26 protein-coding genes are annotated in these 24089 nt (G+C 52.6%); 16 read left to right on the forward strand and 10 right to left on the reverse strand.

Annotation, left to right across the window (positions count from 1 at the left end):
• Window positions 1-7 precede the first annotated feature (7 nt).
• The 5 genes from eutB to eutR are packed head-to-tail and all read left to right on the forward strand — an operon-like array spanning window position 8 to window position 4545.
• The gene (gene eutB, locus BEG40_RS07760) at window positions 8-1369 is read left to right on the forward strand and encodes an ethanolamine ammonia-lyase subunit alpha (protein ID WP_105285177.1); all 1362 of its coding nucleotides are present in this window, start codon (window positions 8-10) and stop codon (window positions 1367-1369) included.
• Between the two features lie 20 nt (window positions 1370-1389).
• Entirely contained in the window at window positions 1390-2277 is an 888-nt protein-coding gene (eutC, locus tag BEG40_RS07765; RefSeq protein WP_105285178.1) for an ethanolamine ammonia-lyase subunit beta, read from the forward strand.
• A 9-nt stretch (window positions 2278-2286) separates the two neighbouring features.
• The gene (eutL, locus tag BEG40_RS07770) at window positions 2287-2946 is read left to right on the forward strand and encodes an ethanolamine utilization microcompartment protein EutL (protein WP_001111028.1); all 660 of its coding nucleotides are present in this window, start codon (window positions 2287-2289) and stop codon (window positions 2944-2946) included.
• Window positions 2947-2958: 12 nt separating this feature from the next.
• A complete protein-coding gene (gene eutK, locus BEG40_RS07775; protein ID WP_105285179.1) occupies window positions 2959-3447 on the forward strand; it encodes an ethanolamine utilization microcompartment protein EutK in 489 nt (162 codons plus the stop codon).
• Between the two features lie 45 nt (window positions 3448-3492).
• Window positions 3493-4545 carry an HTH-type transcriptional regulator EutR gene (gene eutR / locus BEG40_RS07780; protein ID WP_000753695.1) on the forward strand — a complete coding sequence of 351 codons (1053 nt, stop codon included), beginning with the start codon at window positions 3493-3495 and terminating at the stop codon, window positions 4543-4545.
• Window positions 4546-4550: 5 nt separating this feature from the next.
• On the opposite strand, the gene hemF is transcribed toward eutR, so the two are convergent.
• The gene (gene hemF, locus BEG40_RS07785; RefSeq protein ID WP_000801361.1) at window positions 4551-5450 is read right to left on the reverse strand and encodes an oxygen-dependent coproporphyrinogen oxidase; all 900 of its coding nucleotides are present in this window, start codon (window positions 5448-5450) and stop codon (window positions 4551-4553) included.
• A gap of 3 nt (window positions 5451-5453) precedes the next feature.
• Window positions 5454-6323, reverse strand: coding sequence for an N-acetylmuramoyl-L-alanine amidase AmiA (amiA, locus tag BEG40_RS07790; RefSeq protein WP_000102902.1), 870 nt, complete (start codon window positions 6321-6323; stop codon window positions 5454-5456).
• A 213-nt stretch (window positions 6324-6536) separates the two neighbouring features.
• On the opposite strand from amiA, the gene BEG40_RS07795 reads away from it, so the two are divergent.
• From BEG40_RS07795 to yfeX, 4 genes are all read left to right on the forward strand, one after another.
• Window positions 6537-6962, forward strand: coding sequence for a GNAT family acetyltransferase (locus BEG40_RS07795; RefSeq protein WP_000406000.1), 426 nt, complete (start codon window positions 6537-6539; stop codon window positions 6960-6962).
• Window positions 6949-7398 carry a DUF2919 domain-containing protein gene (locus tag BEG40_RS07800; RefSeq protein WP_010356932.1) on the forward strand — a complete coding sequence of 150 codons (450 nt, stop codon included), beginning with the start codon at window positions 6949-6951 and terminating at the stop codon, window positions 7396-7398. The genes BEG40_RS07795 and BEG40_RS07800 overlap by 14 nt, the downstream gene beginning before the upstream one ends.
• A gap of 206 nt (window positions 7399-7604) precedes the next feature.
• The gene (locus tag BEG40_RS07805) at window positions 7605-8180 is read left to right on the forward strand and encodes an RpoE-regulated lipoprotein (protein ID WP_000838931.1); all 576 of its coding nucleotides are present in this window, start codon (window positions 7605-7607) and stop codon (window positions 8178-8180) included.
• A 95-nt stretch (window positions 8181-8275) separates the two neighbouring features.
• On the forward strand, window positions 8276-9175 hold the full coding sequence (yfeX, locus tag BEG40_RS07810) for a porphyrinogen peroxidase (protein WP_000084590.1): 900 nt from the start codon (window positions 8276-8278) through the stop codon (window positions 9173-9175).
• 146 nt (window positions 9176-9321) lie between these two features.
• Here the strand turns inward: yfeX and murP are convergent, their stop codons facing one another.
• Window positions 9322-10746, reverse strand: a complete 1425-nt coding sequence (gene murP, locus BEG40_RS07815) for a PTS N-acetylmuramic acid transporter subunit IIBC (RefSeq protein WP_105285180.1) — start codon at window positions 10744-10746, stop codon at window positions 9322-9324.
• Between the two features lie 3 nt (window positions 10747-10749).
• Window positions 10750-11646, reverse strand: a complete 897-nt coding sequence (gene murQ / locus BEG40_RS07820; RefSeq protein ID WP_001175639.1) for an N-acetylmuramic acid 6-phosphate etherase — start codon at window positions 11644-11646, stop codon at window positions 10750-10752.
• Window positions 11647-11875: 229 nt separating this feature from the next.
• Between murQ and ucpA the strand changes: the two genes are divergently transcribed.
• From ucpA to cysM, 6 genes are all read left to right on the forward strand, one after another.
• Window positions 11876-12667: an SDR family oxidoreductase UcpA gene (gene ucpA / locus BEG40_RS07825; protein ID WP_000517454.1), complete on the forward strand. Its 792-nt coding sequence runs from the start codon at window positions 11876-11878 to the stop codon at window positions 12665-12667.
• A gap of 157 nt (window positions 12668-12824) precedes the next feature.
• Entirely contained in the window at window positions 12825-13841 is a 1017-nt protein-coding gene (gene cysP, locus BEG40_RS07830; RefSeq protein WP_105285181.1) for a thiosulfate/sulfate ABC transporter substrate-binding protein CysP, read from the forward strand.
• A complete protein-coding gene (gene cysT, locus BEG40_RS07835) occupies window positions 13841-14674 on the forward strand; it encodes a sulfate/thiosulfate ABC transporter permease CysT (RefSeq protein ID WP_000458422.1) in 834 nt (277 codons plus the stop codon). Before cysP ends, cysT begins: the two co-directional genes overlap by 1 nt.
• Entirely contained in the window at window positions 14674-15549 is an 876-nt protein-coding gene (cysW, locus tag BEG40_RS07840; protein WP_064526347.1) for a sulfate/thiosulfate ABC transporter permease CysW, read from the forward strand. The genes cysT and cysW overlap by 1 nt, the downstream gene beginning before the upstream one ends.
• Entirely contained in the window at window positions 15539-16636 is a 1098-nt protein-coding gene (gene cysA, locus BEG40_RS07845) for a sulfate/thiosulfate ABC transporter ATP-binding protein CysA (RefSeq protein ID WP_105285182.1), read from the forward strand. The genes cysW and cysA overlap by 11 nt, the downstream gene beginning before the upstream one ends.
• A gap of 133 nt (window positions 16637-16769) precedes the next feature.
• Window positions 16770-17681: a cysteine synthase B gene (gene cysM, locus BEG40_RS07850; protein ID WP_001295461.1), complete on the forward strand. Its 912-nt coding sequence runs from the start codon at window positions 16770-16772 to the stop codon at window positions 17679-17681.
• A 2-nt stretch (window positions 17682-17683) separates the two neighbouring features.
• On the opposite strand, the gene BEG40_RS07855 is transcribed toward cysM, so the two are convergent.
• Complete coding sequence (locus tag BEG40_RS07855) at window positions 17684-18052, reverse strand: YfeK family protein (RefSeq protein ID WP_105285183.1); 369 nt, start codon at window positions 18050-18052, stop codon at window positions 17684-17686.
• A 104-nt stretch (window positions 18053-18156) separates the two neighbouring features.
• Between BEG40_RS07855 and pdxK the strand changes: the two genes are divergently transcribed.
• Window positions 18157-19008, forward strand: coding sequence for a pyridoxine/pyridoxal/pyridoxamine kinase (gene pdxK, locus BEG40_RS07860; RefSeq protein ID WP_105285184.1), 852 nt, complete (start codon window positions 18157-18159; stop codon window positions 19006-19008).
• Window positions 19009-19050: 42 nt separating this feature from the next.
• Here the strand turns inward: pdxK and crr are convergent, their stop codons facing one another.
• The 5 genes from crr to cysZ all read right to left on the reverse strand — a co-directional run bounded on the left by crr (window position 19051) and on the right by cysZ (window position 23930).
• A complete protein-coding gene (gene crr / locus BEG40_RS07865) occupies window positions 19051-19560 on the reverse strand; it encodes a PTS glucose transporter subunit IIA (RefSeq protein WP_000522247.1) in 510 nt (169 codons plus the stop codon).
• A 40-nt stretch (window positions 19561-19600) separates the two neighbouring features.
• Complete coding sequence (gene ptsI, locus BEG40_RS07870; RefSeq protein ID WP_000623129.1) at window positions 19601-21328, reverse strand: phosphoenolpyruvate-protein phosphotransferase PtsI; 1728 nt, start codon at window positions 21326-21328, stop codon at window positions 19601-19603.
• Between the two features lie 44 nt (window positions 21329-21372).
• Window positions 21373-21630 (reverse strand): phosphocarrier protein Hpr, encoded by a 258-nt coding sequence (gene ptsH, locus BEG40_RS07875; protein WP_000487600.1) that lies wholly within the window; start codon window positions 21628-21630, stop codon window positions 21373-21375.
• A gap of 383 nt (window positions 21631-22013) precedes the next feature.
• Window positions 22014-22985, reverse strand: a complete 972-nt coding sequence (gene cysK / locus BEG40_RS07885) for a cysteine synthase A (RefSeq protein WP_000034402.1) — start codon at window positions 22983-22985, stop codon at window positions 22014-22016.
• A 183-nt stretch (window positions 22986-23168) separates the two neighbouring features.
• Entirely contained in the window at window positions 23169-23930 is a 762-nt protein-coding gene (gene cysZ, locus BEG40_RS07890; protein ID WP_000255355.1) for a sulfate transporter CysZ, read from the reverse strand.
• Window positions 23931-24089: the final 159 nt, after the last annotated feature.

Here is a 24089-nt window from a genome sequence, read left to right on the forward strand (position 1 = left end):
ACGACTTATGAAACTAAAGACCACATTGTTCGGCAATGTATATCAGTTTAAGGATGTAAAAGAGGTACTGGCTAAAGCCAACGAACTGCGTTCGGGGGATGTGCTGGCGGGCGTTGCAGCGGCAAGCTCACAGGAGCGGGTGGCGGCAAAGCAGGTGTTGTCGGAAATGACGGTGGCGGATATCCGCAATAATCCGGTGATTGCTTATGAAGAGGACTGCGTCACGCGGCTGATTCAGGACGACGTTAACGAAACGGCCTACAACCAGATTAAAAACTGGAGTATCAGCGAGCTGCGCGAGTATGTGCTGAGCGACGAGACCAGCGTGGACGACATTGCTTTTACCCGCAAAGGGCTGACCTCGGAAGTGGTCGCTGCGGTGGCGAAGATTTGCTCCAACGCGGATCTGATCTACGGCGCGAAGAAAATGCCGGTGATCAAAAAGGCCAATACCACCATCGGTATCCCAGGCACTTTTAGCGCCCGTTTGCAGCCAAACGACACCCGTGACGATGTGCAAAGTATCGCCGCGCAAATCTACGAAGGGCTTTCCTTTGGGGTAGGCGATGCGGTGATTGGCGTCAACCCGGTGACGGACGACGTGGAAAACTTAAGCCGTGTGCTGGATACCATTTACGGTGTGATCGACAAATTCAATATTCCAACCCAGGGCTGCGTGCTGGCGCATGTCACCACCCAGATAGAAGCGATTCGTCGTGGCGCACCAGGCGGGCTGATTTTCCAGAGTATCTGCGGCAGCGAAAAAGGGCTGAAAGAGTTTGGCGTGGAACTGGCGATGCTTGACGAAGCGCGCGCAGTGGGCGCGGAGTTCAACCGTATTGCCGGGGAAAACTGCCTCTACTTCGAAACCGGACAAGGTTCTGCGCTCTCCGCTGGCGCTAACTTTGGTGCAGATCAGGTGACGATGGAAGCGCGTAACTACGGGCTGGCGCGTCATTATGATCCGTTTATCGTCAACACCGTGGTCGGCTTTATCGGGCCGGAGTATCTCTACAACGACCGACAGATTATCCGCGCGGGCTTAGAAGATCACTTTATGGGCAAGCTGAGCGGCATCTCTATGGGCTGTGACTGCTGCTACACCAACCACGCTGACGCTGACCAGAACCTCAACGAAAACCTGATGATCCTGCTCGCCACCGCAGGCTGCAACTACATCATGGGGATGCCGCTGGGCGATGACATCATGCTCAACTATCAGACCACCGCCTTCCATGACACCGCCACAGTGCGTCAGTTACTCAACCTGCGTCCGTCACCGGAGTTTGAACGCTGGCTGGAAAGCATGGGCATTATGGCAAACGGTCGCCTGACCAAACGGGCGGGCGATCCGTCACTGTTCTTCTGATGACGCGGAGATAACACATCATGGATCAAAAACAGATTGAAGAAATTGTACGCAGCGTGATGGCGTCAATGGGACAGGCGGATGCCGCGCCAGCGGAAACAAAATGCGCCACCACAACGTGCGCTGCGCCGGTGACCTCTGAAAGCTGCGCGCTGGATTTAGGTTCCGCTGAAGCGAAGGCATGGATTGGCGTGGAAAATCCGCATCGCGCAGACGTATTAACAGAACTGCGCCGCAGCACTGTGGCTCGCGTTTGTACCGGTCGTGCCGGTCCGCGTCCGCGTACTCAGGCGCTGCTGCGTTTCCTGGCCGACCACTCACGTTCGAAAGACACCGTCCTGAAAGAAGTGCCGGAAGAGTGGGTGAAAGCGCAGGGGCTGCTGGAAGTACGCTCTGAAATCATCGACAAAAATCTCTACCTGACTCGCCCGGACATGGGGCGTCGTCTGTGTGCGGAAGCCGTTGAAGCCCTGAAAGCACAGTGCGTTGCTAATCCGGACGTACAGGTCGTTGTCTCCGATGGCCTGTCTACTGACGCGATCACCGTGAACTATGAAGAGATCCTGCCGCCGCTGATGGCGGGTCTGCAACATGCGGGACTGAAAGTCGGTACGCCGTTCTTCGTGCGTTATGGTCGCGTGAAGATTGAAGACCAGATTGGCGAACTTCTCGGCGCGAAAGTGGTGATTCTGCTGGTGGGCGAACGCCCGGGGTTAGGGCAGTCAGAAAGCCTCTCCTGCTACGCCGTTTACTCACCGCGTATGGCGACCACCGTTGAGGCCGACCGCACCTGTATCTCTAACATTCACCAGGGCGGTACGCCGCCGGTTGAAGCCGCAGCCGTCATTGTGGATTTGGCGAAACGTATGCTGGAGCAGAAAGCATCCGGCATCAACATGACCCGATAAGGAGGCATCATGCCAGCTTTAGATTTGATTCGACCGTCGGTCACCGCCATGCGGGTGATTGCCTCCGTTAACGCTGATTTTGCGCGTGAACTGAAATTACCGCCGCATATTCGTAGTCTCGGGTTGATTTCTGCCGACTCTGATGATGTTACCTACATTGCCGCTGACGAAGCGACCAAACAGGCGATGGTGGAAGTGGTGTATGGTCGCTCGCTGTATGCCGGCGCGGCGCACGGTCCGTCACCGACTGCCGGTGAAGTGTTGATTATGCTTGGTGGGCCAAACCCGGCGGAAGTGCGTGCCGGTCTGGATGCGATGGTTGCGCATATTGAAAATGGCGCGGCGTTCCAGTGGGCGAACGATAAGCAAGATACGGCATTCCTCGCTCATGTAGTTTCGCGTACCGGTTCTTATCTCTCATCAACCGCCGGAATTACGCTCGGCGATCCGCTGGCGTATCTGGTGGCACCGCCGCTGGAAGCGACCTACGGCATCGATGCGGCGTTGAAATCGGCTGACGTGCAACTGGTGACCTATGTACCGCCACCGTCAGAAACCAACTATTCAGCGGCATTTTTAACCGGTAGCCAGGCAGCGTGTAAAGCGGCCTGCAACGCCTTTACCGATGCCGTGCTGGAAATCGCGCGTAATCCAATCCAGCGTGCGTAACGGAGGTTGCCGATGATCAATGCACTGGGATTGCTGGAAGTGGACGGCATGGTCGCCGCGATAGATGCAGCGGATGCCATGCTCAAAGCGGCTAACGTGCGTCTGCTCAGTCACGAAGTGCTTGACCTTGGTCGCTTAACGCTGGTGGTGGAAGGCGATTTGGCGGCGTGTCGTGCGGCGCTGGACGCAGGTTGTGCCGCCGCGATGCGTACCGGGCGTGTCATCAGCCGTAAGGAGATTGGTCGGCCTGATGATGACACCCAGTGGCTGGTTACAGGCTTTAAGCGCCAGCCGAAGCAACCTGATGCGTCCGCTATTGCCGAGGGATCTGCTGACGAGTTGTTGGCGCTGTTAACATCAGTACGTCAGGGAATGACGGCAGGAGAAGTGGCTGCCCACTTTGGCTGGCCGCTGGAAAAAGCCAGAAATGCGCTCGAACAGCTCTTTTCTGCCGGGACGTTGCGTAAACGCAGTAGTCGTTATCGTCTCAAGCCCCATTAACCTGTCGGAGGTGCCGGATGTCATACAACATCCGGCATTAACATCATGAAAAAGACCCGTACAGCCAATTTGCACCATCTTTATCATGAACCCTTACCCGAAAACCTGAAGCTCACGCCGAAGGTCGAAGTGGATAATGTTCATCAACGACAGACAACGGATGTCTATGAACATGCTTTGACGATTACCGCCTGGCAGCAGATTTACGATCAGCTCCATCCGGGCAAGTTTCATGGTGAATTTACGGAAATCCTGCTTGATGATATTCAGGTTTTCCGTGAATACACCGGTCTGGCGCTGCGTCAGTCGTGCTTGGTCTGGCCGAACTCTTTCTGGTTTGGCATTCCGGCGACGCGTGGCGAACAGGGATTTATCGGTTCGCAATGTCTGGGAAGCGCAGAAATTGCCACACGCCCTGGTGGCACCGAGTTTGAATTAAGTACGCCGGACGATTACACCATTCTTGGCGTGGTGCTTTCTGAAGATGTCATTACCCGGCAGGCTAACTTTTTGCATAATCCTGATCGGGTATTACATATGCTGCGTAGCCAGTCGGCGCTGGAAGTGAAAGAACAGCATAAAGCCGCGCTGTGGGGCTTTGTGCAACAGGCGCTGGCGACGTTTTGCGAGAATCCAGAAAATTTGCATCAGCCTGCGGTGCGTAAAGTGCTGGGTGACAATTTGCTGCTGGCGATGGGGGCGATGCTGGAAGAAGCGCAGCCAATGGTGACGGCGGAAAGCATTAGTCATCAGAGTTACCGCCGTTTGCTTTCCCGCGCCCGCGAATATGTGCTGGAAAACATGTCCGAACCGGTAACGGTGCTGGACTTGTGCAATCAACTGCATGTCAGTCGCCGTACGTTACAAAACGCGTTTCACGCTATTTTAGGCATTGGCCCGAACGCGTGGCTGAAACGCATTCGTCTGAACGCCGTGCGACGTGAACTGATAAGCCCGTGGTCGCAAAGCACAACGGTAAAAGACGCCGCCATGCAGTGGGGATTCTGGCATCTGGGGCAATTTGCCACGGATTATCAGCAACTGTTTGCCGAGAAGCCGTCACTGACGCTGCATCAGCGGATGCAGGAGTTGGGGTGAGGAAATCATACCCAATCCCTGACCTTAATAAACTCGCTCAACGCCGCTTCCGGGCTGCCTTCTTCCGGTTGATAATCGTACTCCCAGCGTACCAGCGGCGGCATTGACATCAGGATTGATTCGGTGCGCCCGCCGGTTTGCAAGCCAAACAGCGTACCGCGATCCCAGACCAGGTTGAATTCGACATAACGCCCGCGACGGTAGAGCTGGAAATTACGCTCGCGCTCGCCGTATTCCATCGCTTTACGTCGCTCAACAATAGGCAAGTATGCGTCGGTGTAGCCTTTGCCTACCGCCTGCATAAAGGCAAAACAGTGGTTGAAGTCTGGCGTGTTCAGATCATCAAAGAACAGCCCGCCAATGCCGCGCTGTTCGTTACGATGTTTGAGGTAGAAGTAATCGTCGCACCACTTTTTATAACGTGGATAAACGTCTTCACCAAATGGCAGGCACAGGTCGCGGGCGGTGCGGTGCCAGAGAATGGCGTCTTCTTCAAAGCCATAGAAGGGGGTTAAGTCGAAGCCACCGCCAAACCACCAGACAGGATCGGCGCCTGGTTTTTCGGCAATAAAAAAGCGCACATTCGCGTGGCTGGTGGGGACATACGGGTTATGCGGATGCACGACCAGCGAAACGCCCATCGCCTCAAAACTGCGCCCGGCAAGTTCCGGGCGATGAGCGGTGGCGGAAGCCGGCATCGCATCACCGTGGACGTGAGAAAAGTTAACGCCCGCCTGTTCGAAAACTCCACCATTACGCAACACCCGGCTACGCCCGCCGCCACCAGCTTCGCGCTGCCAGCTATCTTCGACAAACTCTGCGCCATCGACGGCGGTCAGCTGCTGGCAAATTGTGTCCTGAAGGTTGAGCAGAAACTGTTTAACCTGGTGTGCGTCGGGTTTCATAACTTATCGCTTTTTCGAATGTGCTTTCTGGTTGTCGAACCAGTGAAAATAACTGATCACGCCTTCAGCAATCGCTGTGGCGATTTTCTGACGAAACGCCGCCGTGCCTAACAGTCGCTCTTCTTCCGGGTTGGTGATAAACGAAGTTTCCACCAGCACTGAAGGAACCGACGGTGATTTCAACACCACAAACGCGGCTTGTTCAGTGTTGCGGCTGTGAAGTTTATGCACCGGCTTAATCTTCTTCAGGATATGCGAGCCAAGCGTCAGGCTGTTTTTAATGGTATCTGTTTGCACCAGATCAAACAGCACTTGTTGCAATAGATGATCCCTGTCAGTCGCTTTTTTCCCGGCGACTTCATCGGCACGGTTTTCGCGTTCCGACAAATATTTTGCCATCGCACTACTTGCGCCACGGTTAGAGAGGGCAAAGACTGATGCACCAGCGGCTTTTGGGTTGGTAAAGCCGTCGGCGTGAATTGACATAAACAGATCCGCGCCATGTTTATGGGCGATTTCAACGCGATCGTACAGTGGGATAAACGTATCGCCAGAACGCGTTAAACGCGCATCAATGCCATGATTGCGCAAAATGGAACGGACGTTTTTAGCAATCGCCAGCACCACGTGTTTTTCTTTCGAACCGTTGCGACCGATCGCTCCGGTATCAATCCCGCCGTGGCCTGGATCGAGAACAACGACACGTTTGCCGCCAGCTTTTTTGGCTTTTGGCTTGCTATGTCCGTTACTGGTTTTTAAAGGTTCTTCTTTGGCGATGGCTTGCGACATTCCTGACAACGTCAGGGCAGCCAATCCGGCTTTCAGCACCTGGCGGCGCGAAGTGAGTGTTTTTAGTGGTTTAAAAGTGCTCATACGGCCTGAGTTGTAATAATAAAGTTCCAGATGTTATATCGTATCGCGTAATCCGTTACGACCGTTTGCTGTTGAGAATTGTTTTACTTTTCATTTCAATAGTTGACAACTCCCCATTATGCCACTTTTTCAACCGATTTTCGTCAGATATTGGCTAATTCAACCGTTCACGCCATAATCACCCTTTTAACCCGCAAAAAGGTAACGAATACCATGGAGATACGCGTATTTCGCCAGGAAGATTTCGAAGAGGTCATCACCCTTTGGGAGCGTTGCGACTTGCTGCGTCCGTGGAATGATCCGGAAATGGACATCGAGCGCAAGATGAACCATGACGTCAGTTTGTTTCTGGTCGCTGAGGTGAACGGTGAAGTGGTCGGAACGGTGATGGGGGGTTATGACGGGCATCGCGGATCTGCTTATTATCTTGGCGTGCATCCTGAGTTTCGCGGGCGTGGGATTGCCAATGCGCTGCTTAATCGGCTGGAGAAAAAGCTGATTGCTCGTGGTTGCCCGAAAATTCAGATCAACGTGCCGGAAGATAACGACATGGTGCTTGGGATGTATGAACGTCTGGGATATGAACACGCCGATGTGCTGAGTCTGGGTAAGCGTTTGATTGAAGATGAAGAGTACTGAGTTTCATCCTGTCCATTATGATGCGCACGGACGCCTGCGTTTACCTTTTCTCTTCTGGATTGTGCTTTTGCTACAGGCGCGAACCTGGGTACTGTTTGTGATTGCCGGTGCATCGCGCGAGCAGGGGACTGCGCTGCTGAATCTGTTTTATCCCGATCACGATAATTTCTGGCTGGGGTTGATTCCCGGCATTCCGGCGGTGCTGGCGTTTTTGCTGAGTGGTCGGCGGGCTACGTTTCCCCGTATCTGGCATGTGCTCTATTTTCTGTTGCTGTTGGCGCAGTTCGTTTTGCTTTGCTGGCAACCGTGGCTGTGGCTGAACGGTGAATCTGTTAGCGGTATCGGTCTGGCGCTGGTGGTGGCAGATATTGTGGCGTTAATCTGGCTTTTGACCAATCGACGCTTACGTGCCTGTTTTAATGAAGAAAAAGAATAGCGCAGAGGCGCGCTTTGTTTATGCCGGATGCGGCGTGAACGGCTTATTCAGCCTACAAATTTTCGCAAATTCAATACATTGCAGGAAAAAACAGGCCTGATAAGCGTAGCGCATCAGGCAATTCTGTGTTTGTCATCAGCTTCTAACGGCACTTTTTTGCAAATTTGCACTCCAAGCAACGTTATTGAATAACCAAAGGAAGTGACATGAAATCGCTGCGTTTATTGTTATGCGCTATGCCGTTGATGCTGACCGGCTGTTCCACCATGTCGTCAGTTAACTGGTCTGCCGCTAACCCGTGGAACTGGTTTGGGTCGTCCACCAAAGTGAGCGAGCAGGGGGTGGGTGAGTTAACGGCGTCTACGCCGCTACAAGAACAAGCCATTGCCGATGCGCTTGATGGTGATTATCGCCTGCGCAGCGGAATGAAAACTGCGAACGGTAATGTTGTGCGCTTTTTCGAAGTAATGAAAGGCGACAACGTGGCGATGGTGATTAATGGCGATCAGGGCACAATCAGCCGCATTGATGTGCTTGATAGCGATATTCCTGCTGACACGGGTGTTAAAATCGGAACACCGTTTAGCGACCTTTACAGCAAAGCATTTGGCAATTGCCAAAAAGCCGACGGTGATGATAATCGTGCTGTGGAATGTAAAGCCGAAGGCAGCCAACATATTAGCTACCAGTTCAGCGGTGAGTGGAGTGGTCCTGAAGGGTTAATGCCTTCAGACGATACCCTGAAAAACTGGAAAGTCAGTAAAATTATCTGGCGGCGTTAATTTGCGTCTGAACAAACCGCCGCCGCAAAAAAACACGTAAGATAGCGCCCAACAATGCCACGGATTGCGTGGCATTCTTATTTTCAGGAGGAACAATGTCTCAGGTTCAGAGTGGCATTTTGCCAGAACATTGCCGCGCAGCGATTTGGATTGAAGCCAACGTTAAAGGGGAAGTTGATGCCCTGCGTGCGGCCAGTAAAACCTTTGCCGATAAACTGGCAACCTTTGAAGCAAAATTCCCGGATGCGCATCTCGGCGCGGTGGTTGCCTTTGGCAACAACACCTGGCGTGCTCTGAGCGGCGGCGTGGGTGCCGAAGAGCTGAAAGATTTCCCGGGTTACGGTAAAGGTCTTGCGCCAACGACCCAGTTTGATGTGTTGATCCACATTCTTTCTCTGCGTCATGACGTAAACTTCTCTGTCGCCCAGGCGGCGATGGAAGCCTTTGGTGACTGCATTGAAGTGAAAGAGGAGATCCACGGCTTCCGTTGGGTTGAGGAACGTGACCTGAGCGGCTTTGTTGACGGTACAGAAAACCCGGCGGGTGAAGAGACGCGTCGCGAAGTGGCGGTTATCAAAGACGGCGTGGATGCAGGCGGTAGTTATGTGTTTGTACAGCGTTGGGAACATAACCTGAAGCAGCTTAACCGTATGAGCGTTCATGATCAGGAGATGATGATCGGTCGTACCAAAGAGGCCAACGAAGAGATTGACGGCGACGAACGCCCGGAAACTTCTCACCTGACCCGCGTTGATCTGAAAGAAGACGGTAAAGGGCTGAAGATTGTTCGCCAGAGCTTGCCATACGGCACCGCCAGCGGCACGCACGGTCTGTACTTCTGCGCTTACTGCGCACGTCTGCACAACATTGAGCAGCAGCTGCTGAGCATGTTTGGCGATACCGATGGCAAACGTGATGCAATGTTACGTTTCACCAAACCGGTCACTGGCGGCTATTACTTCGCGCCGTCGCTGGACAAACTGATGGCGCTGTAAGTTTTACTCACGCACCTGTAGCGTCTTGCCGGAGCGGCGTAAATGCTTTATCCGGCTTGTATGATCGTTCAAATTCAATAAATTGCAGTTAACCTGCAGGCCCGATAAGCGTAGCGTATCGGGCTGTTTTGTTTCTAAGTTACGGCTTAGTCCAGATTGACGTTACGGCAGCCAAAGAGCGTGGTGAAAATGAACCCGCTAATCCATGCCACCAGAATCCCGCCAGCGTAAACCGCCATTGCCGGAAGGATACCTTGTGCCGAAGTCATCAGCGGCAACGCCACCAGGCCAGACGGCCCAAAGGCACTGTTTAGTCCCATCGGCAGACCCCACCATGCGATCAGACCAATAAACAATCCACCTGCTGCGCCGCCTAAACAAGCGGTAACAAACGGTTTCATGCGGGGCAGGGTTACACCGTAAATCAACGGTTCACCCACGCCCAGCAAACCAGGAATAATCGCCCCGCGCACCTGGCTGCGTAAGGCACTGTGCGGCTGCGCGCGCCAGTAAAGCGCCAGTGCCGCGCCCACCTGACCCGCGCCTGCCATTGAAAGGATCGGGAATAGACTGTTGAAACCCTGGCTGTCCATCAAGGCAAGATAAACGGGAATAAAGCCCTGATGCACGCCAAACACCACGGCAATCAGGAACAGCCCGGCAAGTACAGCACAACCAAGTGGATTACTGTTCAGATGCATAAACAGCCAGGACATGCCTTCGAATAACCAGCCTCCCAGCGGCATAATCACCAGATATGCCAGCGTGGCGGTGATTAGCAGAGTGATTAACGACGTCAACAGCATGTCGAGATCGTCCGGCATAAATTGACGCACCATACCTTCAATGCGGGCGCAGACCCAGGCGGCAATCAGTACGCCGATAATATTGCCGCGCGGATCGATAGGCAGGCCGAAGAAATCGTGAAAACCAGCGTAGTAACCGGTGGTGGCTGCTGGGTTATAACCGAGCAGAAAGAGTGCGGCGATAATTGCGCCATTTACACCCGTGCCGCCGAAGGCCTGAGCGGCGTTATAGCCCACCAGAATCACCAGGAAGGTGAATAAGCCTTTGCTGAATACCTTCATAAAATTCAGTGCGTCGGGCAGCGTTCCCTGGGCATCTGCCGGAACGTGCATCACCGTAGCAATTAACGTCGCAATCCCCAGCAATAGACCGGCGGCAATAAATCCAGGAATTAGCGGCGTAAAGATAGTGGCGAATTTGGCGAGAAATTGCTGCACGCCAGAGGTTTGTCTGGCTTTTAACTGACGTTTGTTCTGGGCGGCGATTTCTGCGGCATCCTGCACAGGTGTTTCACCCAACAACTCGCTCATTGCTTTTGCGGCACGATGCGCTTTGCCCGACCCAAATACCACCTGTACTTGATCGCTGGTCAAAATGACACCCTTCACCCCTTCCAGCGTTTTGATATCAGGATCAACCAGTGAACTGTCATGCACACCGAGACGCAGACGCGTCATACAGTGACCACAACTGGCGATATTACCCGCGCCGCCGACGCGGGTAAGAATGGTGTTCAGAAGCTCACTGCTGATCTCTTTAGCCATAGGTTATTCCTTTTCCAGAGCCTTACGAATAAAACCCCCATGCTGCGCCAGGCGTTTTTTCGCTTCTGCGGCATCGAGATTTTTCAAGACCATTACAATCGCTGTTTTGCAGTGGCGATCGCAGGCAATTAGCGCCGCTTCCGCCTGTTCCGCGCTACATCCGGTCGCGTTTTTGACAATATTGACCTGGCGCACGTGTAGTTTTTCGTTGGTGGCGACCACATCGACCATCAGGTTGCCGAACACTTTTCCTGACTTAATCATCAGCCCGGTGGAGAGCATGTTGAGCACCAGTTTCTGCGCCGTACCTGCTTTCATCCGCGAAGAACCGGTAACCACTTCAGCCCCGACGACTGGCGTAATAGCAAACTCTGCGGTTGTTGAAACAGCACTACCGGGATTACAGGAAATACCGACCGTGCGGCAGCCTAACTGGCGAGCGTATTCCAGCCCGGCAATCACATACGGCGTGCGACCACTGGCAGCAATACCGACAACCACATCCTGCGCCGTTAAAGCAATATTTTTCAGATCGTTGACGCCGCCTTCCCGGCTGTCTTCCGCGCCTTCCACCGCGTGCTGAATGGCATATTCGCCGCCAGCAATCAAACCAACCACCAGACCCGGTTTCACGCCGTAGGTTGGGGGGCACTCGCTGGCATCCAGAATCCCCAGCCGACCGGAAGTCCCGGCACCGAGATAAATCAGACGACCACCACCGCTCACCTGGGCGTGGATGACATCAATCGCCGCTGCGATATCCGGCAGTACTCGCTCAACGGCCAATGGAACGGTTTTATCTTCATCATTGATAATTCGGCACATTTCCAGCGTCGATACGCGGTCGATTTCAGCCGAGGCACTGTTCGAACCTTCAGTAATCATTTTTTCAAGTTGCATATACAATCACCTTAAATATTTGCCTTCGAATAATTTCATATGGAGTGAATCATATCTCCCTGCCTGATTATGTACAGCAGGGAATGCATACAATGACAGAGTTGTGGTTATGGGAGATTTTACTTAAGATTTTCCTGAATTTAGATCCACTCCTCAGCATTGATCTGTTATTCAGGTATGGTAGGGACAATAGAGCGTAATGCTCTGTATTCAAAAGGAGAAACTTGAAATGGGTAAACTCACGGGCAAGACAGCACTGATTACGGGCGCATCGCAAGGCATTGGTGAAGGAATTGCCAGAACCTTTGCGCGTCATGGCGCAAACCTAATCTTGCTGGATATCTCCCCTGAGATTGAAAAGCTGGCGGATGAGCTGTGTGGTCGTGGCCATCGCTGTACGGCGGTAATTGCTGATGTACGCGACCCGGCGTCAGTTACGGCAGCGATCAAGCGCGCGAAGGAAAAAGAAGGGCGCATTGATATTCTGGTGAATAACGCAGGTGTTTGCCGTCTGGGTAGTTTTCTTGAAATGAGCGATGACGATCGCGATTTCCATATTGATATCAATATTAAAGGCGTGTGGAACGTCACGAAAGCGGTGCTGCCGGAAATGATTGCCCGCAAAGATGGTCGCATTGTGATGATGTCTTCGGTCACCGGCGATATGGTGGCCGATCCGGGCGAAACGGCGTATGCCTTAACGAAAGCGGCGATTGTGGGGCTGACCAAATCGCTGGCAGTGGAGTACGCGCAGTCGGGGATTCGCGTTAACGCAATCTGCCCTGGATACGTTCGCACGCCAATGGCGGAAAGTATTGCCCGCCAGTCAAATCCGCAAGATCCGGAATCGGTACTGACTGAAATGGCGAAAGCAATCCCGCTGCGTCGCCTCGCCGATCCGCTGGAAGTCGGTGAGCTGGCGGCCTTCCTCGCGTCGGATGAATCCAGCTATTTAACCGGTACACAGAATGTGATCGATGGTGGCAGCACACTGCCGGAGACGGTCAGCGTCGGCATCTGATTCACCTCTGTTTCCTCCCTGCATGTGTGGGGAGGATTTCGTCTTATTCCCTTTTCAACTTCCAAATCACCAAACGGTATATAAAACCGTTACTCCTTTCATGCCCGTTATAAATATGATGGCTATTAGAAAGTCATTAAATATATAAGGGTGCGCAATGGCCGTTAACTTACTGAAAAAGAACTCTCTCGCGCTGGTCGCTTCTCTGCTGCTGGCTGGTCACGTGCAGGCAACGGAACTGCTGAACAGTTCTTATGACGTCTCCCGCGAGCTGTTTGCCGCCCTGAATACCCCGTTTGAACAGCAGTGGGCAAAAGATAACGCTGGCGACAAACTGACGATTAAACAATCTCATGCCGGGTCATCAAAACAGGCGCTGGCAATTTTGCAGGGCTTAAAAGCAGACGTTGTCACTTATAACCAGGTGACTGACGTGCAGATCCTGCACGATAAAGGCAAGCTGATCCCGGCCGACTGGCAGTCGCGTTTGCCGAATAACAGTTCGCAGTTCTACTCCACGATGGGATTCCTGGTGCGTAAGGGCAACCCGAAGAATATCCACGACTGGAACGATCTGGTGCGAACTGATGTGAAGCTGATTTTCCCGAATCCGAAAACTTCAGGGAATGCGCGTTACACCTATTTAGCCGCGTGGGGCGCAGCGGATAAAGCTGACGGTGGCGATAAAGCCAAAACCGAACAGTTTATGACCCAGTTCCTGAAGAACGTTGAAGTGTTCGATACCGGCGGTCGTGGCGCGACCACCACCTTTGCCGAGCGCGGTCTGGGCGATGTGCTGATCAGCTTCGAATCGGAAGTGAACAACATCCGTAAGCAGTATGAAGCGCAGGGCTTTGAAGTGGTGATTCCGAAAACCAACATTCTGGCGGAATTCCCGGTGGCGTGGGTGGATAAAAACGTGCAGGCCAACGGCACGGAAAAAGCAGCAAAAGCCTATCTGAACTGGCTCTACAGCCCGCAGGCGCAAACCATCATCACCGACTACTACTATCGCGTAAATAACCCGGAAGTCATGGACAAACTGAAAGACAAATTCCCGCAGACCGAGCTGTTCCGCGTGGAAGATAAATTTGGCTCCTGGCCGGAAGTGATGAAAACCCACTTCACCAGCGGCGGCGAGTTAGACAAGCTGTTAGCGGCGGGGCGTAACTGATGTTTGCCGTCTCCTCCAGACGCGTGCTGCCGGGCTTTACCTTAAGCCTCGGCACCAGTCTGCTGTTTGTCTGCCTGATTTTGCTGCTGCCGCTCTCCGCGCTGGTGATGCAGCTTTCTGAGATGAGCTGGGCGCAGTACTGGGAGGTGGTCACCAACCCGCAGGTGGTCGCGGCCTACAAAGTAACGTTGCTGTCGGCGTTTGTGGCGTCGATTTTTAACGGTGTTTTCGGTCTGCTGATGGCGTGGATCTTAACCCGCTACCGCTTTCCGGGGCGCACTCTGCTTGATGCGCTGATGGATTTACCCTTTGCGCTACCGACGGCGGTCGCGGGTTTAACGCTGGCCTCGCTCTTTTCCGTGAACGGCTTTTACGGCGAGTGGCTGGCAAAATTTGATATCAAAGTCACCTACACCTGGCTGGGGATTGCGGTGGCGATGGCCTTTACCAGCATCCCGTTTGTGGTGCGCACGGTGCAGCCAGTGCTGGAAGAGTTAGGCCCGGAATATGAAGAAGCGGCGGAAACGCTCGGTGCAACGCGCTGGCAGAGTTTCTGCAAAGTAGTGCTGCCGGAACTTTCTCCGGCACTGGTGGCGGGCGTGGCGCTGTCGTTTACCCGCAGTCTTGGTGAGTTTGGCGCGGTGATTTTTATCGCCGGGAATATCGCCTGGAAGACGGAAGTGACGTCGCTGATGATTTTTGTGCGATTACAGGAGTTTGATTACCCGGCGGCGAGCGCGATTGCCTCGGTGATCCTCGCGGCATCCCTGCTGCTGCTGTTCTCAATTAACACTCTGCAAAGTCGCTTTGGTCGGCGTGTGGTAGGTCATTAATGGCGGAAGTGACACAGTTGAAGCGTTATGACGCGCGCCCGATTAACTGGGGCAAATGGTTTCTGATTGGCATCGGGATGCTGGTTTCGGCGTTCATCCTGCTGGTGCCGATGATTTACATCTTCGTGCAGGCATTCAGCAAAGGGTTGATGCCGGTTTTACAGAATCTGGCCGACCCGGACATGCTGCACGCCATCTGGCTGACGGTGATGATTGCGCTGATTGCCGTACCGGTAAATCTGGTGTTCGGCATTCTGCTGGCCTGGTTGGTGACACGTTTTGATTTTCCTGGGCGTCAGTTGCTGCTGACGCTGCTGGATATCCCGTTTGCCGTCTCTCCGGTGGTCGCAGGCCTGGTGTATCTGCTGTTCTACGGCTCCAACGGCCCGCTGGGCGGTTGGCTCGACGAGCATAACCTGCAAATTATGTTCTCGTGGCCGGGAATGGTGCTGGTCACCATCTTCGTGACGTGTCCGTTTGTGGTGCGCGAGCTGGTGCCGGTGATGTTAAGCCAGGGCAGCCAGGAAGACGAAGCGGCGATTTTGCTTGGCGCGTCCGGCTGGCAGATGTTCCGCCGCGTCACATTGCCGAATATTCGCTGGGCGCTGCTTTATGGCGTGGTGCTGACCAACGCCCGCGCGATTGGCGAGTTTGGCGCGGTGTCGGTGGTTTCCGGCTCGATTCGCGGCGAAACACTTTCGCTGCCGTTACAGATTGAATTGCTGGAGCAGGACTACAACACCGTCGGCTCCTTTACCGCTGCTGCGCTGTTGACGCTGATGGCGATTATCACCCTGTTTTTAAAGAGTATGTTGCAGTGGCGCCTGGAGAATCAGGAAAAACGCGCGCAGCAGGAGGAACATCATGAGCATTGAGATTGCCAATATTAAGAAGTCGTTTGGTCGCACCCAGGTGCTGAACGATATCTCACTGGATATTCCTTCAGGTCAGATGGTCGCGCTGCTGGGGCCGTCCGGTTCCGGGAAAACCACGCTGCTGCGTATTATTGCCGGGCTGGAACATCAAACCAGCGGGCATATCCGCTTCCACGGCACCGACGTCAGCCGCTTGCACGCGCGCGATCGTAAAGTCGGTTTTGTGTTCCAGCATTACGCGCTGTTCCGCCATATGACCGTGTTCGACAACATCGCCTTTGGCCTGACGGTGCTGCCGCGTCGTGAGCGCCCGAATGCGGCAGCCATCAAAGCGAAGGTGACAAAATTGCTGGAAATGGTTCAGCTTGCGCATCTGGCGGATCGTTATCCGGCGCAGCTTTCCGGCGGTCAGAAGCAGCGTGTGGCACTGGCGCGCGCACTTGCCGTTGAACCGCAAATTCTGCTGCTCGATGAACCGTTTGGCGCGTTGGATGCGCAGGTACGTAAAGAGCTACGTCGCTGGCTGCGTCAACTGCATGAAGAATTGAAATTCACCAGCGTATTCGTCACCCACGACCAGGAAGAGGCGATGGAAGTCGCCAACCGCGTGGTGGTGATGAGCCAGGGCAATATCGAACAGGCCGATGAGCCGGATCAGGTATGGCGCGAACCTGCGACCCGTTTTGTGCTCGAATTTATGGGCGAAGTGAACCGCCTGCAGGGAACCATTCGCGGCGGGCAGTTCCACGTTGGCGCACATCGCTGGCCGCTGGGATATACGCCTGCGTATCAGGGGCCGGTGGATCTCTTCCTGCGCCCGTGGGAAGTGGATATCAGCCGCCGTACCAGCCTCGATTCGCCGCTGCCGGTTCAGGTACTGGAAGCCAGCCCGAAAGGCCACTACACCCAATTAGTGGTGCAGCCGCTGGGATGGTATGACGACCCGCTAACTGTGGTTATGCGTGGTGACGATGCTCCGCAGCGCGGCGATCGTTTGTTCGTCGGGCTGCAACATGCGCGGCTGTATAACGGCGACGAGCGTATTGAAACCCGCGATGAGGAACTTGCCCTCGCACAAAGCGCCTGATAGGTTGAGTGAATGTTAAACGCCCGGAGGCGCTTCCCGCGATCCGGGCTTTTTAATGGCAAGGTTTGTAACCTGTAGGCCTGATAAGACACGCAAGCGTCGCATCAGGCAACACCACGTATGGACAGAGATCGTGAGTACATTAGAACAAACAATTGGCAATACGCCTCTGGTGAAATTACAGCGAATGGGGCCGAATAACGGCAGTGAAGTCTGGTTAAAGCTGGAAGGTAATAATCCGGCAGGTTCGGTGAAAGATCGCGCGGCACTATCGATGATTGTCGAGGCGGAAAAACGCGGAGAAATTAAACCGGGCGATGTGTTAATTGAAGCCACCAGCGGTAACACCGGCATTGCTTTGGCAATGATTGCGGCGCTAAAAGGCTATCGCATGAAATTGCTGATGCCCGACAATATGAGCCAGGAACGCCGAGCGGCGATGCGTGCCTACGGTGCGGAGCTGATTCTTGTCACCAAAGAACAGGGCATGGAAGGTGCGCGCGATCTGGCGCTGGAAATGGCGAACCGGGGCGAAGGCAAGTTGCTTGATCAGTTCAACAACCCCGATAACCCCTACGCCCATTACACCACCACCGGGCCGGAAATCTGGCAGCAGACCGGTGGGCGCATTACCCATTTTGTTTCCAGCATGGGGACAACCGGCACCATTACCGGTGTGTCACGGTTTATGCGTGAACAATCCAAACCGGTGACCATTGTTGGCCTGCAGCCAGAAGAGGGCAGCAGCATTCCGGGGATTCGCCGCTGGCCAGCGGAATATCTGCCGGGGATTTTCAACGCCTCGCTGGTGGATGAGGTGCTGGATATTCATCAGCGCGATGCGGAAAACACCATGCGCGAACTGGCGGTGCGGGAAGGTATTTTCTGCGGTGTTAGCTCCGGCGGTGCCGTTGCAGGCGCGCTACGCGTGGCAAAAGCCAACCCTGGCGCGGTGGTGGTAGCGATCATCTGCGATCGCGGCGATCGCTACCTTTCCACTGGCGTATTTGGCGAAGAGCACTTTAGCCAGGGGGCGGGGATTTGAGTTTATTGCGCAGGTACTGTTTTATCCGTCTGGGCAATTAACGTATGTAAAAAAGGTTGCGCGTTTTCATCGCTCTTACCAGTGATCTTCACAATGTAAGGCTTTCCGGTAATCGATGATGACGAGGCAACCTTATCAATAAATTGCTCGGCAGTATCAATACGATTACGGGTATTGCCCAGCTTCAGACGCAGATGGGAAACCGCTTCATCGCAGGTGTGTTCATCGCCGTTGCGCACAAATATCAAATCCTTTTTCTGTGCTAATCCCTCGAGCATGGCGTTGATGCGGGCTTCTTCATGGGCTGTTAACTTCGCGTAAGCGGGGAGTGCCATTAACAGCGTAATGACCAGACAAATGATTTTCTTCATTGAATTACCTTATCCTTGTTTTGTGTTAGCCGATTTGACTGCCAGAATCAGGTAAAGTTTCGGTTGGAATACGATGGGGATCATCGGCAAGGAGAAAAAACTAAATGAGTAGTTTGTTGTTGTTTAACGATAAGAGCAGGGCGCTGCAGGCGGATATCGTCGCCGTGCAGTCGCAGGTGGTGTATGGCAGCGTAGGCAACAGCATCGCCGTGCCTGCGATTAAACAGAACGGCCTGAATGTCTTTGCCGTGCCGACCGTGTTGCTGAGCAATACGCCGCATTATGACACATTCTATGGTGGTGCGATTCCGGACGAATGGTTTAGCGGCTATTTGCGTGCGCTTCAGGAGCGTGATGCGCTGCGCCAACTTCGCGCTGTTACCACGGGCTATATGGGGACAGCATCGCAAATCAAAATCCTTGCCGAATGGCTGACAGCCTTACGCGAAGAGCATCCTGACTTGCTGATTATGGTTGATCCGGTGATTGGCGATATTGATAGCGGTATTTACGTCAAAGCTGATCTTCCCGATGCGTATCGGCAATATTTACTGCCGCTGGCGCAGGGGATTACGCCAAATATCTTTGAGCTGGAAATCCTGACCGGTAAAAATTGTCGTGACCTCGACAGCGCCATTGCTGCTGCAAAAAGCCTGCTTTCAGAGACATTAAAATGGGTGGTGGTTACCAGCGCCTCCGGTAATGAAGAACATCAGGAGATGCAGGTGGTGGTGGTCAGTGCCGATAGCGTGAATGTCATTTCCCATTCACGGGTAAAAACCGACCTGAAAGGTACTGGCGATCTGTTTTGCGCCCAGCTTATTAGTGGATTACTGAAAGGGAAGGCGTTAACCGACGCAGTGCATAGCGCGGGCTTACGTGTGCTGGAGGTAATGCGTTATACACAGCAGCATGAGAGCGATGAATTGATTTTGCCGCTGCTGTTAGAAGCATAAAAAAATGGCGCCGATGGGCGCCATTTTTCATTGCGGCAAGAATTACTTCTTGATGCGGATAACCGGGGTTTCACCCACAGTTACGCTACCGGACAGTTTGATCAGTTCTTTGATTTCGTCCATGTTGGAGATAACAACCGGAGTCAGGGTAGACTTGGCTTTCTCTTCCAGCAGCGGCAGATCGAATTCAATAACCGTATCGCCAACTTTCACGCGCTGACCTTCTTCAGCAATACGCTTGAAGCCTTCGCCTTTCAGTTCAACGGTGTCGATACCGAAGTGGACGAACAGCTCAACGCCGCTATCGGATTCGATAGAGAACGCGTGGTTGGTTTCAAAGATTTTACCAATGGTGCCGTCAACCGGAGCGACCATTTTGTTACCAGTCGGTTTGATAGCAATGCCATCACCAACGATTTTTTCCGCAAAAACGACATCCGGCACGTCTTCGATATTGACGATCTCGCCAGAGAGCGGAGCAATGATCTCAATAGTTCCGGTATCCTTTTTGTCATCGGAAACCAGAGATTTCAGTTTATCGAACAAACCCATGATCTTCTCCTAAGCAGTAAATTGGGCCGCATCTCGTGGATTAGCAGATTGTTTTTTCTTCAATGAACTTGTTAACCAGCGTCATTAACTCGTCCGTTGTCGGTTGAGCAAGAGCCTGCTCTGCTAACACCTTCGCATCTTCGAAGTTCGTGTTACGGATAATCTTCTTAATGCGCGGGATAGAAATGGCGCTCATAGAGAATTCGTCCAGACCCATCCCCAGCAACAGAAGTGTAGCACGTTCATCGCCAGCAAGCTCACCACACATGCCAGTCCATTTGCCTTCAGCATGAGAAGCATCAATAACTTGCTTGATCAAGTTCAGCACGGACGGTGACATTGGCTGGTAAAGGTGTGAAATCATATCATTACCACGGTCAACTGCCAGAGTGTACTGCGTTAAATCATTGGTGCCGATACTAAAGAAATCAACTTCTTTGGCTAAATGACGCGCAATTGTTGCGGCAGCCGGTGTTTCCACCATCACGCCAATTTCAATTGATTCGTCAAACGCTTTACCTTCGTCGCGCAGTTCCTGTTTGTAGATTTCAATCTCTTTGCGCAGAGCGCGTACTTCTTCGACAGAGATGATCATCGGGAACATGATGCGCAATTTACCGAAAGCAGAGGCACGCAGGATAGCGCGGAGCTGATCGCGCAGGATCTCTTTGCGATCCATCGCGATACGGATAGCACGCCAGCCGAGGAACGGGTTCTCTTCTTTCGGGAAGTTCATGTACGGCAGCTCTTTGTCGCCGCCAATGTCCATGGTACGAACGATAACAGCCTGCGAACCACACGCTTCAGCCACTGCTTTATAGGCAGCAAACTGTTCTTCTTCTGTTGGCAGCGCGTCGCGGTCCATGAACAAGAATTCGGTACGATACAGACCAACGCCTTCAGCGCCGTTACGTTCTGCACCTTCAACATCACGAACAGTACCGATGTTAGCGCACACTTCTACCTGGTGACCGTCCAGCGTAATAGCCGGGAGATCTTTCAGTTTAGCAAGCTCTGCTTTTTCAGAAGCAACTTGCTCCTGAACAGCGCGCAATTTATCGATAACTTCGTTGGTTGGATTGACGTAAACCTGATTATTTACGGCATCCAGAATCAGATAGTCGTCATTTTTCACCTGCGAAGTGACGCTACCAGTACCCACGATGGCCGGCAGCTCCAGAGAACGCGCCATAATAGAAGTGTGGGAAGTACGGCCACCCGCGTCGGTGATGAAACCCAGTACCTTCTTCAGGTTCAACTGTGCGGTTTCGGACGGTGTCAGGTCAGCGGCAACCAGAATGACTTCATCCTGAATGGCGCTCAGATCGATAATCTTCAGACCCAGGATGTTGCGCAGCAGGCGCTTACCGATATCACGCACGTCAGCCGCACGCTCTTTCAGGTATTCATCATCCAGTTCTTCCAGGGCAGAAGCCTGACCTTCAATAACTTCATGAGCAGCTGCGTCAGCCGTCATGTGCTTATCTTTAATCAGGGCTATGATTTCCTGCTCCAGCTCCTCATCTTCGAGCAGCATAATATGCCCTTCAAAGATGGCTTCTTTTTCTTCACCGAACGTTTCACCAGCTTTCGTTTTGATCGTTTCCAGCTGGGCTGATGCCTTGGCACGACCGCTCAGAAAACGTTCAACTTCCTGATCAACCTGGTCGGCAGAAATTTTTTTCCGGTCAATGACGATTTCGTCTTCTTTCAGAAGCAGAGCTTTACCGAAAGCGATACCCGGGGATGCTAAAATGCCTGAAATCATAACCCTACCTTACTTGTGACTGATTTTTAAAAGAACCCGGGAAATTACTCGAGTTCCGCCATCAGTTTAACCAGATGTTCAACCGCTTTCTGCTCGTCTTCGCCTTCAGCGGAGATAGTCACAACGGTCCCTTGAGTCAGGCCCAGAGTCTGCAGTTTAAACAGGCTTTTCGCGCTGGCGCTTTTGCCGTTGGAAGTCACAGTAATTTCAGAAGTGAAGCCCTTAGCTTCTTTTACAAACTGGGCAGCAGGGCGGGTGTGCAGACCGTTCGGAGCGGTAATGGTAACTTCTTGCTGGAACATTGTATTTCCCCAACTTATAGGTTTAGTGTTGTGGAACTAAAGTCTAGCCTGGCGGTTTGACTTTAGCCTGTATTGTTAGCGCCAGTTTTTAACAGACGCGACGCACGAAGTGTTCTGTACAGTCCATTGCTGGCGGGTATTGACCGCTGACGTTTCGTTCATCATTAAACATTATGCCGCTAAAGGAAGAATTGAACCAAATCATAAAATCGATTCAGCTAAGGCTTTTCCTGTAACGATTAATTTCGCGCATCAAAATAATTAGTCAGGTTAAATACCAGTTCCGACAGGCTGAATCAATGCCAGGAGAGGCTAAAATTTGAAGTAGGCCACAAAAAAGCACCTGAAAAGGTGCTTTTTTACGCATTTTTAACAACCTGGCATTACTGTTGCAATTCTTTTTCGGTAAAGAGATCGGCAAATAATGCGGTGCTTAAATAACGCTCACCCGATGATGGCAGAATAACCACAATATTCTTATTGGTAAAGCTTTCATCTTCTTGTAGTTTCAACGCCGCAGCAACCGCCGCGCCGGAAGAGATTCCGGCAAGAATGCCTTCTTCTTCCATTAAACGACGTGCAGTAGAGATAGCTTCTTCATTGGTGATGCCAATAACTTTATCGACCAGTTTGAGATCAAGGTTCGCCGGGATAAAGCCAGCGCCGATGCCCTGGATTTTATGCGGGCCGGGTTTGATTTCTTCACCTGCCAGCGCCTGGGCGATGACGGGAGAATCGGTTGGCTCAACGGCGACAGATATGAGATCAGTCTTGCCTTTGGTGCCTTTAATGTAGCGGCTAACGCCGGTCAGCGTACCGCCAGTACCGACACCCGCAATAAATACATCAACCTGACCGTCGGTATCTTCCCAGATCTCCGGACCGGTGGTTTTTTCATGAATTTCCGGATTCGCCGGGTTGCTGAATTGTTGCAGCAGCAGGTATTTCTCTGGGTTACTGGCGACAATTTCTTCTGCTTTTTGAATCGCGCCTTTCATGCCTTTCGCGCCTTCAGTCAGTACCAGGTTTGCGCCCAGGGCTTTCAGCAGTTTGCGACGTTCAATACTCATTGTCTCTGGCATGGTCAGAGTGAGTTTATAACCGCGAGCGGCTGCCACATAAGCCAGAGCAATACCTGTGTTGCCGCTGGTGGGTTCAACCAGTTCAACGCCGGGTTTCAGCACGCCGCGTTTTTCGGCATCCCAAATCATATTGGCACCGATACGGCACTTAACGCTGAAGCTGGGGTTACGAGATTCCACCTTCGCCAGAATACGTCCGTTACCGATGCGATTCAGGCGAACCAGCGGTGTGTGACCGATAGTCAGCGAGTTATCTTCAAAAATCTTACTCATGGCCTGTCCTTAACTGTATGAAATTGGGATACAACAGGTAGCATACCCGCTCAGAGAATATGCGGAAGTAAGGATTTAGCATATCTATATGCAGAAGGGAAATAATGGCTTGCAAGATGGAATAAGGGTGGCATAAGCCACCCCTGTTTCATACAAAAAGTTTACAAAACAACCTAAAAATTGTTACCGCCATAATGCATGTTTAGCGCGATAGCAATCGACCCACATCGCTGTCGCGCCACAGACGGCCACCGGCATGATGAACAGGTTGAGCACCGGGATCATCGTGAACAGACTCGTTAATGCGCCAAACTGCATGTTGGTGATTTTGCGCGTGCGCAGGGCAGTGCGCATCTCTTTGAACGGCACTTTGTGGTTGTCGAACGGATAGTCGCAGTACTGAATGGCTAACATCCAGGCGCTGAACAGGAACCACAACACTGGCGCGACGGTTTGCCCGATGCCCGGGATGAAGTAGAGGATCAGCAATACGATGGCGCGTGGCAAATACCACGCAAATTTTTGCCATTCGCGTTTCATAATTCTCGGCACATCTTTCATGATGCCAAAAATTCCGGTATCCGGCGGCGTAGCGCCTGTCAGCCTTGCTTCCAGCTGTTCAGCCAATAAACCGTTAAATGGCGCGGCAATCCAGTTCGCAATAGTTGAGAAAAAATAGCCAAAAATCAGTAGCACGGAGAGAACCGCGACAGGCCACAGCAAATAGCTTAACCATTGCAGCCAGTCAGGCACGTGGCTCATTAATGATGGGATCCAGACATCCAGTTGGGTAAAGAGCCACCAGAATGCACTTCCCATCAACAAAATATTGACTAACAGAGGTAAAATGACAAAACGCCGAATCCCGGGTTGCGAGACGAGCTTCCAGCCTTGCGCAAAATAGTAAAAACCGCTGCGTGGGGAAGATGTGTATGTTGAAACCATAATCAGGAGATGCTCCTTTTGACCAATCCCAGGAAAATTCTGCGTATTTTACCGACTAATTGCGCAATGGACAGTTAGGATATGTTCGAAAAAACAGCAAAAAGCACGATTTCATCTATCTTTGTGCTGTGAAAGTTAAGAGTGCACTTGCACTCGAGG

Origin of the sequence: Escherichia sp. MOD1-EC5495, assembly GCF_002965965.1 — a bacterium.
Lineage (GTDB): Bacteria > Pseudomonadota > Gammaproteobacteria > Enterobacterales > Enterobacteriaceae > Escherichia > Escherichia ruysiae.